This is a genomic window from uncultured Gimesia sp. (assembly GCF_963972345.1).
Lineage (GTDB): Bacteria > Planctomycetota > Planctomycetia > Planctomycetales > Planctomycetaceae > Gimesia.
The window spans coordinates 1-12097 of record NZ_CAXAVM010000207.1 but is presented as its reverse complement, the minus strand read 5'-3'; the positions used below and the strand labels follow the sequence as shown (position 1 = coordinate 12097).

At 52.3% G+C, this 12097-nt stretch carries 7 protein-coding genes; 5 read left to right on the top strand and 2 right to left on the bottom strand.

What is annotated here, in order from left to right:
* Positions 1-1115: hypothetical protein (locus AACZ40_RS24285; RefSeq protein WP_339676169.1), on the top strand; the 1115-nt coding region annotated here is incomplete at its 5' end.
* A 199-nt stretch (positions 1116-1314) separates the two neighbouring features.
* Here AACZ40_RS24285 and AACZ40_RS24280 read toward each other — a convergent pair.
* The gene (locus AACZ40_RS24280) at positions 1315-2685 is read right to left on the bottom strand and encodes a Gfo/Idh/MocA family oxidoreductase (protein WP_291171782.1); all 1371 of its coding nucleotides are present in this window, start codon (positions 2683-2685) and stop codon (positions 1315-1317) included.
* A 418-nt stretch (positions 2686-3103) separates the two neighbouring features.
* On the opposite strand from AACZ40_RS24280, the gene AACZ40_RS24275 reads away from it, so the two are divergent.
* Positions 3104-4516, top strand: a complete 1413-nt coding sequence (locus AACZ40_RS24275) for an efflux RND transporter periplasmic adaptor subunit (protein WP_291171780.1) — start codon at positions 3104-3106, stop codon at positions 4514-4516.
* The gene (locus AACZ40_RS24270; RefSeq protein ID WP_291171777.1) at positions 4513-7713 is read left to right on the top strand and encodes a multidrug efflux RND transporter permease subunit; all 3201 of its coding nucleotides are present in this window, start codon (positions 4513-4515) and stop codon (positions 7711-7713) included. The genes AACZ40_RS24275 and AACZ40_RS24270 overlap by 4 nt, the downstream gene beginning before the upstream one ends.
* 51 nt (positions 7714-7764) lie before the next feature.
* Here the strand turns inward: AACZ40_RS24270 and AACZ40_RS24265 are convergent, their stop codons facing one another.
* On the bottom strand, positions 7765-9831 hold the full coding sequence (locus AACZ40_RS24265) for an FAD-dependent oxidoreductase (protein WP_291171774.1): 2067 nt from the start codon (positions 9829-9831) through the stop codon (positions 7765-7767).
* A 336-nt stretch (positions 9832-10167) separates the two neighbouring features.
* On the opposite strand from AACZ40_RS24265, the gene tal reads away from it, so the two are divergent.
* Both tal and AACZ40_RS24255 read left to right on the top strand, forming a co-directional pair.
* The gene (tal, locus tag AACZ40_RS24260; RefSeq protein ID WP_339676167.1) at positions 10168-11253 is read left to right on the top strand and encodes a transaldolase; all 1086 of its coding nucleotides are present in this window, start codon (positions 10168-10170) and stop codon (positions 11251-11253) included.
* Positions 11254-11502: 249 nt separating this feature from the next.
* Complete coding sequence (locus AACZ40_RS24255) at positions 11503-11937, top strand: carboxypeptidase-like regulatory domain-containing protein (RefSeq protein WP_291171768.1); 435 nt, start codon at positions 11503-11505, stop codon at positions 11935-11937.
* The last annotated feature ends 160 nt before the right edge of the window (positions 11938-12097 follow it).

The following is a 12097-nucleotide window of genomic DNA, read 5'->3' as shown; positions in this document are numbered from 1 at the left end:
TTACCGTGCAGCTGCGTGCGAATGGTTCGTTTTCGGGTGCCGCCAGTTTTACCCTGCCTGAAATTCCCCGCGTGATCATCGTTAAGACGGGGCGACCCGTTGTTTCTTCTGAAGAGATTGATGGGGACTCGTGGTTTGTACAGACGCATGAATTTGCCTTGTTTTCCCAGCAGAGCGGAACTCTTGAAATCCCGGTCTTTGAAGTACGCTTCAGTCATCGCAATGGTTTTACCGGCCCGTCACATGACCAGACGGCTCAGGTTCCAGCTGTCAAAATCAAAGTAGAGCGTCCCCAAGGGAGTTCCCGGGACGATTTTCTGGTCACCACCACATCACTCAAGATAACGGAAAGCTGGGACCCTCAGCCGGAAGTCACAGAGCAGGGAGCTGTGTTTCGTCGCACGATTACCCAGACTGCAGATAACGTGACAGGGATGGCATTAGCCCCCCCTCCGGGAACCGTGCCGAAAGGAATTCGAATCTATCTGAATCGTCCTCAAGTTACTGACCGCACCGAGCGCGGCGATTTCATTGGAATACGCAGCGACACCATTACCTATCAGATGCAGCAGCCTGGGAACTGGACGTTACCGGCGATAAGGTACCAGTGGTGGGATCCGGAGAAAAAAGAATTCGGCTCGCAGACATTGCCAGCAGTCACCTTTCAAGTCAAAAGTACTTCAACCGTTAAATCAGAGCTTCCGGTAGAAAAGACGCGAACGTTGTCGTACGCCTGGTGGGGATTACTGATGATGCTGTTGGGAATCGGATACTGGCAGCAGCGCAGAATCAGGAGCGTTCTCCATCAGCTCAGACAACGTTGGAACCCATCTGAGAAGATGGCAGCCAGGGCACTGTTATCCGCCTGCCATAAAAATGACCCCGGGGCTGCAGAATCGGCCTGGCAGCAATGGGAAAGGTCCCAGGCATCGGGACAGAGAATCAGTGAAGAACTCAAAACGGCAGTTCAGGAACTTCAGCGGACCATATATGGTGCCGGTCAGAAAGCAGACTGGCAAGGCCAGCAGCTTGCTGATGCATTCCGAGAACACCTTCAGAGAAATAATGAGGTTCCTCAAAAGAATGTTCAAGACTTACCAGTGCTTAACCCCTGAATGCCGGCCAGTTCTCCAGACAGAGAAAGCCAGCTTTTCAGGTATTCTGTTAAACTGCGTCTGATACTGATCGACTGGACGAAGACCACGACAGTCTGATCTCACCCGCTGAAGCCAGGAAAGAAAACTGAAACCGGAATGGAGCCCCTGTGGCAGGAATTCCGGTTTCAGCAGATTCTTACATCCGTTACTTCACTTTTTACATGTTGATTTCGTAACCCTTGCGGCTTTCACGCGAGAGGAACGAATTTGCCTGGGCGTCGTCAATGATTTCGCGTTTTACGGGATCCCATTTGAGGTCACGTCCCAGACGCATGGAGATGTTGGAGAGATGACAGATCTCCAACATGCGGTTATGCGACCAGACATCGGAAATGGGCTGCTTGCGTGAGTTCATGCCTTCGATAAAGTTGGCAGTGTGGTTCGCACTCACCTTGCCGCCATAAACTTCTTCGATGGCACCTTCCGGCAAGGGATTGTCTTTCAGCGCTTCGACAGGTGCCCCGACGATTTTCCCGCGGTTGACGAAGAAGCGGCCTTTGGTACCTTCAAAGAGAATCCCATTATCCCCTTCACTGGTGATAATCATTTCTACATCGTTGGGCATATCGACTTTGATTTTGAATTCCGTGGCGGCATTGTACTGATCGTTGACCGTGGGGAAACCGTCCTTATATTCGACGGGTAATTTGTATTCCACGGGAGAAACTTTACTGGGACCAGTATCACTGGCACCCAGGGCCCAGCAGGCAATGTCGACGTGATGCGCACCCCAGTCGGTTAATTTTCCACCAGAATACTCGTGCCAGTTTCGGAAGGAATAATGACAGTTGCTGTAAAGCGGAACGCCACCTCCATATCCTTCGCGCATTTCAGGCAGAGCCCGGTAATCAACTTTGGGAGCCGGCCCCAGCCAGAATTCATAGTCCAGTCCTTCGGGAACTGCAGTGACAGGAATTACCGGGGAGCCTTCCATTCCGTTGATCCCGCAGGTTACTTTTTGCACGGTGCCGATACGACCATCGCGGATCAACGCGATCGCCTGCAGGAACCGCTGTCCCGATTCCGATCGCTGCATCGTACCCACCTGGAAGACGCGGCCCGTTTCTTTCACGACTTTTTCAATCAACTTGCCTTCGTCAATCGTCAGCGTCAGTGGCTTTTCACAGTAGACGTCTTTCCCGGCGTACATCGCTTCGACCGCGATTTTCGTATGCCAGTGATCGGGGGTTGCGATCATCACGGCATCAATGTCTTTTCGATCCAGCACTTTGCGATAGTCTTTGTAGGCGTCCGGTTTCTTGCCCTGTTTCTTTTCTGTTTTTTCGACATTTGCACCGAGTACATTCGCGTCCACATCAGCGAGTGCCGCAAAATCTGCGAATTTGAATGACTTCGAGGTAATTGACCAACCCTGGTTCCGCAGACCGATCGTCGCGAAAACCGGTCGATCATTAGGCGACTGATATCCGAATGCTCGATGTGCCGAGGGACTCAAAACAGTGGCAGCCCCTGCGAAGGCGACTCCCTGAATAAAATTGCGGCGCGTAATTTTTTGAGATGTTGACATCGAGTGATTTCCTCTTGGAGATATTTATCAGAAGTCCTGTATATGAAAGTACGTTGACACCCTTGATGGTGTTGGATGCGTCACGGAAACCATGCGCATCAGGGTCATTTATTCTATAGGAATCAACCTGTTGAGTACACCGTAAACAGTTCGCTGTCAGTACATGCGTCACCTGAAGTCTGTTTCTGGTTTTCATTTTGGAACCTGCAAGCCTTTGACTTTCAAACTTTTTCTCCCAATTTCCATTTTGCTGAGTTGCCTTGTTCACCTCGCAGACATAGACTACATGTAAATCATTCCCGCAAAGACTATTAGTCAGGCTTACGGTCTGCTGAAACCCGCCTACACAGCTCACCCGAGATCAACCGAATTACGACATGTGGCAGGACATCCCTGCCTGTGCGGAGGCATTGTTACCTTGATACGTCACCTGAATTTTCTACCGCAATTAATGACGGTACTCTTACTCAGTTTCTGTGTTGCCCTCACTGGTTGCAACTCGCAGAATTCCGCCCCTGTTGAGAAAGTATTACCGGTCGTCACAGTAGCCAAACCGGTTACCAAACAGATCGTGGAGTGGGATGCGTACACGGGGAGACTCGAAGCGATTGATTTCGTTGAGATCCGGGCGCGTGTCAGTGGCTATTTAAAATCGACCCATTTTGACGAAGGACAAATCGTCAACAAAGGGGACCTGCTTTTTATTATCGATCCACGTCCCTATCAGGCAGAACTGAATGGCGCGCGGGCAGCGTTGAGTCAGGCAAATTCGCAGTTGGTTCAGGCGAAAGCCCAGTTAGAGGAAGCGAAAGCACAATATCAGCAATCAGAAGCGCAGCTGGTCCTGTCGACGGCACAATTGAAACGGGCGCGTTCCCTGAAATCAAAAAATGTAACAACGCAGGATGAGCTGGATCAACAGGAAGCCGCCTACCTGCAGGCAAAAGCAGACCACGAAGCAAGTCAGGCCGGTATCAGTTCTGCGAAAGCGACGATCGAAACAGCAATGGCGGTGATCGAAGCAGCCAAAGCCGGAATCGAAACGGCCCAGCTCAACCTGGATTACACGCAGATTTTTGCCCCCGTTTCCGGGCGTATCAGTCGTAAACACGTCTCGGAAGGCAACCTGATCAACGGCGGGACGACCAATTCGAGCCTGCTGACCACCATTACTTCTGTAAAGCCGATTTACTGCAATTTCGACGCGAACGAACAGGACGTTCTGAAATACATTCGCCAGGCCCAGTCAGGGAAACGAGCCAGTTCACGCGAAGCCAAGAATCCGGTTTTCCTGGGACTGGTCGATGAATCCGGCTTCCCGCATCAGGGACACATGGACTTCGTCGATAACCGCTTTGATGCCGATACGGCGAGTATGCGGGCGCGATGTGTGTTTCCCAACAAAGACCAGGTACTCGTACCGGGGATGTTTGCCCGCATCCGGATTCCCGGCAGTGCCTCTTACGAGGCAGTTCTGATTCCAGATTCCGCTATTGGCACCGATCAGTCGTCTCAATACGTCTATCATGTTGTTGATAATGTAGTGCAGCGTCGCATTGTGACACTCGGGCCGATCGTAGACGGACTGCGCGTGGTACGCGAGGGATTATCCGGAAGCGAATCGCTCATCATTGAAGGTCTGCTGCAGGCGCGCCCAGAAATGGAAGTGACTTCGCAGCAGGGAACAATCGAAGTGGTCGAAGATGGATTGCCCGACGATTATGAACCGCTGCCTCCCGAGCAATGGATCTCCCCTGCCCCTGATCCGCTTCCCCGGCCTGGAACTCAAAAGGTGACTGCGGTTGTCGACGCTCCAGGGGATGCTCAATGAAATTTCCGCATTTCTTTATCGAGCGGCCGATCTTTGCTTCCGTATTATCGTTCATGGTCGTCTTAATCGGGTCCATTGCCTATATCGCATTGCCGGTATCTCAGTATCCAAATGTGGCTCCGCCGACGATTGTGGTCCGTGCCAGTTATCCCGGAGCAACACCCCAGGTGATTGCAGACACCGTGGCTACGCCCATCGAGCAGGAAATGAATGGCGTTGACGACATGCTTTACATGGAGTCATCCTCCAGCAGTGATGGAACCATGCAACTCACTGTGACTTTCAAACTGGGCACTGATCTTGACGATGCCCAGGTACTGGTACAGAACCGGGTTGCGGTAGCCGAGGCGAGATTGCCTGAAGCTGTGCGTCAGATTGGAGTGACGACCCGCAAGCAGATCCCCGACATGCTGATGGTGGTGCATCTGAATTCCCCTGATAACAGTCGCGATCAGCTTTATATCAGCAACTTTGCTTTTCTGCGGATTCGCGATTCGCTCATGCGACTGGACGGTGTTGGCGATATCCGTGTGGCCGGTGGGAATGAGTATTCCATGCGGGTCTGGCTGGATATCGAAAAGATGTCTCACGTGGGCCTTACGGTTGGTGATATAGTCAATGAGGTCCGTCAGCAGAACGTACAGGTGGCCGCTGGTGTCATCGGGCAGCCCCCCATTGATCAAAGTGGTGCATTTCAGTTGAATGTGACCACACAGGGACGGTTGCAGGAAGTCGAAGAATTCGGGCAGATCGTGGTTAAACGCGGCAACGATGGTCGCGTCACGCGTCTGAGTGATGTGGCCCGCATCGAACTCGGCGCTCAGGACTACTCGCGCATCAGTTACCTGGATGGCAAGCCTGCCGTGGCGATTCTCATCTATCAGCGACCTGGAACGAATGCCGTCGATGCGGCTGATGAAGTCAAGCAGACCATGGCAAATCTCAACAAAGACTTTCCCGACGGAGTGGGTTATGAAATTGCCTACAACCCGACCGATTATGTTGAAGAATCCATCGCGGAGGTCTTCGAAACCCTGTATATCACGACCATCCTGGTGGTGCTGACCGTCTTTCTGTTTCTGCACGGATGGCGTCCCACGATCATCCCGGTAATCGCGATTCCCATTTCGCTCATCGGCACCTTCGCCGCCATGCAGCTGTTTGGTGTGACCCTCAATACACTCTCACTGTTTGGTCTCGTGCTCGCGATTGGCATCGTGGTTGACGACGCGATTGTGGTTGTCGAAAATGTGGAGCGACTGATTGCGGACGGGCTCTCGCCGCGTGAAGCGACTCATAAAGCGATGGATGAAGTCGGCTCCGCTTTGATTGCGACCACCCTGGTATTGATCGCCGTGTTTGTTCCCACGATGTTTGTTCCCAGTCTCAGCGGTCAGTTCTATCAGCAGTTTGCCCTCACGATCGCCATTTCTACGGGATTCTCTACATTTGTTTCATTGACTTTGAGCCCGGCACTTTGTGCGCTGCTGCTCAAACCCAAAACAGCCGAACGCAACCGGATGGGCAAAATCGTCGATCTGCTGTTTGGCTGGTTCTTCCGCTCGTTTAATCGCTTTTTTGACATCACCGGCAATATTTATGCCGGCATCGTTTCGCGGATCATCAGACTTTCCGGCATGACACTGGTGATTTACGGCGGATTGCTGGTCGCTACCTGGTTCAGCTTCGGCCTGGTTCCCTCGGGTTTTATCCCCGCCCAGGACCAGGGTTATATCATTGTCAGTATCCGACTGCCCGACGGGGCATCATTGGCACGAACCGATGACGTCACAAAACGCGTTGCCGCGATTGGCAGCACGATTGACGGGGTCGCGCACTCGGTAGGAATTGCCGGACTGTCAGGGTCGACGTTTACCATCAGTCCCAACGCCGCTGTGGCATTTCTACCACTGGAAGATGCGAAGGAACGGGCTGCGCGAGGACGCGGCGTCAATGAAATCATTAATGATCTGAGACGCGAGGTCGCTGTGGTCAACGAAGCAGAGGTCTTCATTATTCCGCCTCCACCGGTGCGAGGAATCGGACGGGGCGGCGGATACAAAATGTATGTGCAGGACCAGGGGGGCGCCGGCGTGGATGCGTTAAACCAGGTCACCGAACGGATGGTGGCGCAGGCGAATCAACAGCCGGGGCTCGTGCAGGTCTTCTCCAACTTCCGGATCAGCGTCCCGCAGATTTATGCAAATGTTGATCGCACCAAAGCCCAGATGCTCGACATTCCCATCAGTAATATTTTTGAAGCACTCGAGGTCTATCTTGGTTCTGTCTACGTGAATGACTTCAATTTCCTCGGACGAACCTATCGCGTGACCGCCCAGGCGGAACCGGAATTCCGTGACGAACCGGACGACATTCTGCGTTTGCGGACACGCAGCGCCCGCGGTACGAGTGTGCCTCTGGGATCAGTCGTCGAACTGAAAAGGACAGCGGGCCCGGATCGCATCGTACGGTTCAATTTATTCCCGGCGGCGGACCTGAATGGAAATACCATGCAGGGATACAGCACGGGGCAGTCATTAACCACGATGGAACAGCTGGCCGACGAAAATCTGCCTCCGGGCTTTGGTTATGCCTGGACGGAGATCGCTTACCAGGAAAGACAAGCAGGGAATACAATTGTGTTTCTGTTTCCGCTGGCCGTTCTGTTCGTGTTCCTGACCCTGGCTGCCCAATACGAAAGCTGGGTTCTGCCACTGGCGATCATTTTAATTGTTCCCCTCTGTCTGTTGTTTTCCATCATCGGCATCTGGTTTCGAGGCATGGACAATAATATTCTGACGCAGATTGGTTTTATCGTACTGGTGGGACTGGCGTGTAAGAATGCGATTCTGATTGTCGAATTCGCGAAGGCGGAAGAAGATGCCGGCAAAGATCGTTTCCAGGCCGCCGTCGATGCCTGCCGGTTACGGTTACGCCCCATTCTGATGACGGCGTTCTCCTTCATTCTGGGTGTGATACCACTGCTGATTGCCACCGGTGCCGGTTTTGAAATGCGCCGGGTACTCGGAACAGCCGTCTTCAGCGGTATGCTGGGCGTGACGTTGTTCGGCCTGTTTCTGACACCCGTTTTCTATGTTGTATTGCGACGCTTCGCACGGAAGCCCGCAGCCAGCAACAACTCGGCACACACGCAGGAGCCTGCAACTCTCACCACAGCCGGAACGGGTAAATCATAAGCGTGTCTTCACGAAGCCCTGACGCAAAACATCCGGTTCACGAGAGTCACCTCACTTGACTGGCAGTAACTGAAGTGCATCCAGGATGACAAATCCATTGGTTTTATCATTGGTCATCGTAATTGTGGTTTCCGTATTGCCCTCCAGATCGACAATACCGAGCGGACGGAATTGTTTTCCCTGGGGCAATGCCTTGGTCTGATCGACAACAAGTGTCGTTTTTTCTGTTCCGGAGGAAACCGTGAGTGGAACATTTTTCGCACGGGTCTCATGGGCCGAGTATGCCAACAGGATCTGGTAGCGTCCACTCTGGGGCGCCTTAAAGCGGAAGACAGCCATCGCCTTTCCGTCGCCCCGCTTTTCATCGTGGAGATAACCTTTACCAATATGTGGTTTGAAATTGGTCGAATGGCTCCAGTGACCAGACAGCCTGGCACTCTGATTGTCCAGCACGATTCCGGGCAGAGTCTTTGGATCGATCGAATGCCTCTCTTCGTTCGCTTCCGTGGGTGGAGGCAATTCGAGTACCTGGCCCTGTGCCAGAAGACGATCGCGAAGCAGTTTGTAAGGCAGTTCTTGAACGGAGACATCCTTGCGAGCCGACAATGCTGCTGCCACTCCCGCACTTTGTCCCAGTATCATCCAGGTCGGTTCCACACGGAGGGATGAGATACCCACATGAGTGCAGGAGAGTGCAACAGGCACAATTAAGTTAGAACATTCTTCCGGTTGAGGTAACAGGGATCGATACGGAACATGATAGGCGTATCCCTGTTTGGGACTGCTTTTCCTGACGGGAAAGATTGTTCCTTCATTGATCACACCGCCGTCCTTCAAGGCAATCCGCTGGCAGTCATGTGAATCGATCGGGAATGAAGAGACCGCGATGGGGTCCTGCTTTTCCGGTTCTTCCAGAATATCTTTCTGACTGAGTACATACATGCCTCGCATGCGTCGTCCTTCACGGACATACAAGGCAGGAGAAAAGTGGCCGTACTCAGGAAATTCATCTTTGCAGAGTCCCAGCCGGGCATAGGATTTCCGGATTTTCTCAGGGACGGCAGGATCGGTCGTCAAAAAGTGATAGAACTCCAGCGTATACTGCTTATGTTTTTCCCAGATGACGACTCGCCCCGCTGCGTCAGCTTCACTCCAGCCATTCCCGGCACCAACCAGCCCGAGTGAGAATTGACCGCCTATCGAATTGTTCCCATCCAGCTTTCCACCAGGCAGTGGATACAGGTCCCAACCCAGGCGACCTCCCGCTTTGGCAAAACGACGCATCACTTCGAAACGGGCAGGATCATAGTGATCCGGTTTCGGGAAGGGTACGCGGTTAGCCGGATCCTCAGTCAGACACAGCCGGAAGCTGTAAACCATGACATTGGAATCTCCTTCCTCCTCCGGGCCGGCATCAGTCGTGGTGATGAAGGGAAGAATTTGACCATCGCTGTCGAATCCATCGATGTCTATTCTGCTTTTCGGATAACGTTTACCCGCGAGAGATTCGCCAAATTCTGCTTTTCCTTCCCGGCCAATCGTCCAGCTGACTCCGGCCGCTGCCATCAGGTCGCCTTCGTAAGTTGCATCGATAAATGTGCTGGCAGCGAAATTCGCTTTGCCAGCAGCGAGGCTCGTAATCCGGGTTCCTTCCTTTGTGACTGATTGCAGGGAATGTTTCGTCAGAACTTTGACGTTCGCTTCTTTCAGCATCTGATTTGTAACGCGCTGCGCCACGTGTGGTTCATAAGTCCATTTGGACTGATCTTTGATTCGAACCTGGTAAGGTAACCGGATACCCCGTGCAGCATAATCCTGTTCAATACGCGTGTGCCATTCATCAAACAGGCCCATCAGCGTACTGCGCACAGTCTGGTTGGAATCACTGAAACTCAGCCCGCCTGTATTCAAGCCCCCCACATGTCCGGTCGGTTCAAGAAGAATGACTGACGCACCTTCGCGAGAGGCTGCAATCGCTGCACAGACACCACCGGGCGTGGATCCATAAACGAGGACATCAGCGCGGGTGACCTTCCCGTCTACCTGCTCGCGTGCGGAAAGTCCGACCGGCAGTACCTGGAGCAGAATAAACAGGGCGCTGAGCAGTTGTTTCTTCATTGATGATTCTCTCTCATTTGAACTTGATCAGAATTGCGGCCGTCGACAATTTTGATTCGCTTACCATCTCTTGATCAGCAGGAAGTGAGAAAAAATATCACTTCCTGCAAACCTGGATTTCGAACAGTTCAATATAATGCTTACCGGGAATTTTTCCCAGTCGACTGAATTTCAATCCCGCATCTTCTCAGCAGTCGTCACGAAATATTGTCGTACCCGATCAGATGGCCTGGGACTCAGCCTTCCATTGCCGGAGAAATTTGACGACAATAAAATAGATTCTTGACAAATCTGAAACTAATACAAAATTCACCACCAAATCCGGAGGTAATACTGATGAATGCGAATCAGCAACTTCACAACCTGGGACAAAGTCTCTGGCTCGATAACATCACGCGTGATCTGCTCAGCAGCGGTACTCTGCAGCGTTATATCGATGAACTTTCGGTAACCGGCCTCACTTCCAATCCCACCATTTTTCATCAGGCCATCAATAACAGTCAGTCCTACGACAGTACCATTCAGGAAAAATATAAAAACGGCAAAGAAGGCGAAGAACTGTTTTTTGAGGTGGCCCTCGAAGACATCACCCAGGCCGCCGATCTGTTTCGCCCCGTCTGGGATCGCACTGATGGTGTTGATGGCTGGGTTTCACTGGAAGTCTCTCCTCTGCTCGCTTATGACACCGAGAGTACCCTGGCGGCAGCGAAAGATCTGCATGCCCGCGCGGGTCGCCCGAACGTGCTGATTAAAATCCCCGGTACGAAAGAGGGGCTGCCCGCGATTGAAGAAGCCACCTTCGCCGGGATTCCCGTGAACGTGACACTGTTGTTTTCCAGCGAGCATTATGTTGCGGCTGCCGAAGCTTATCTGCGTGGCGTGGAACGACGCATTGAAGCAGGCCTGAATCCCGCCGTCGGTTGCGTCGCCTCCCTGTTTATCAGCCGCTGGGACCGGGCCATTGTCGACGATGTGCCGGAAACACTCCACAATCGCCTCGGGATTGCCATTGGACTCAAGGCATACAAAGCCTATCTGGATCTGATCAGTTCACCGCGCTGGCAGCGAGCATTGAACTTTGGTGCCCGTCCACAGCGTCTGCTCTGGGCCAGTACAGGATCGAAAGATCCCAATGCCTCCGATGTATTGTATATCACTTCGCTCGCCTCGCCCTTTACCGTCAACACGATGCCTGAACAGACTCTGAATGCCTTTGCCGATCATGGTGAACTCGGAGACGCATTGGCCGTAGACGGGGGTGACAGTGAATCCATACTCAATGAATTCACGCAAACCGGAGTTGACAACCAGGCATTAGCCGCCCGGCTTCAGGAAGAAGGCGCAGAGTCGTTCGTTAAATCCTGGAATGAACTGATGGAAGTCATCACCACCAAAAGTGAATCATTGGTTCAGGCTGACTGATCGAACAGTATCAAAGTTGATTCAAATGTTATTGGAAGCCAGGTCTCGCGGGTGTGCAGAGGCCTGGTTTTTTCTTTGCATACTGGTTTGTATATCTGCCCTGAGAGGTGCAGAAAGATTTCAAAATATTTCCCGGTAAAAGCCAGGTGTACCGTGGATACAACAGAGTGTTTTCGCTAACTTCGAGCGGTCGATTTGAATCGCCCTCTGCATCGTTTAAACCTATCTTTCAGGAATAAGACGCTCCTCATGAAAATCAACGCTCCACTACGTATGTTTGTACTACTGATTTGCAGCTCGTTTTTGTTTCATGGTTGCAGCTCCGGCCCCGATGATGTGCCGGAAACCGGGACCGTTACCGGAACCGTTACCCTCGACGGCGCACCGCTTGCAGACGCCCAGGTTCAATTTCAACCAGAAAACGGACGAACCTCCACAGGAACAACTGATGCCGAGGGCCACTATGAGTTAGATTACTCGGGAACGCTCAAAGGTGCCAAAATCGGGAAACACTCAGTGAGCATTACCACATTTAACGCTCCTGAAGGCAACCTGGAAACGAAGGAAGCACAAAAGCAGGTTCCCAAAGAAAAGGTGCCCGCTCAGTACAACGCAAACACAACACTGACGGCTGATGTGAAAGCAGGCGAAAATACAATCGATTTTGATCTGCAGTCAAAATAATCGATCTTGCTGGAATGCTCTGCCGTTATTTTTGTGCGGCTTTCTTTTGCGATTCACTGCGGCGGGTTGCTATTTCAGCCAGTTGGAGTGCGTGCTTCTGGAATGTCCTGCGTCCGGTCTGCTCATAGAACCGGGCCAGCTGTTTCAGGTTCTGGGCGGC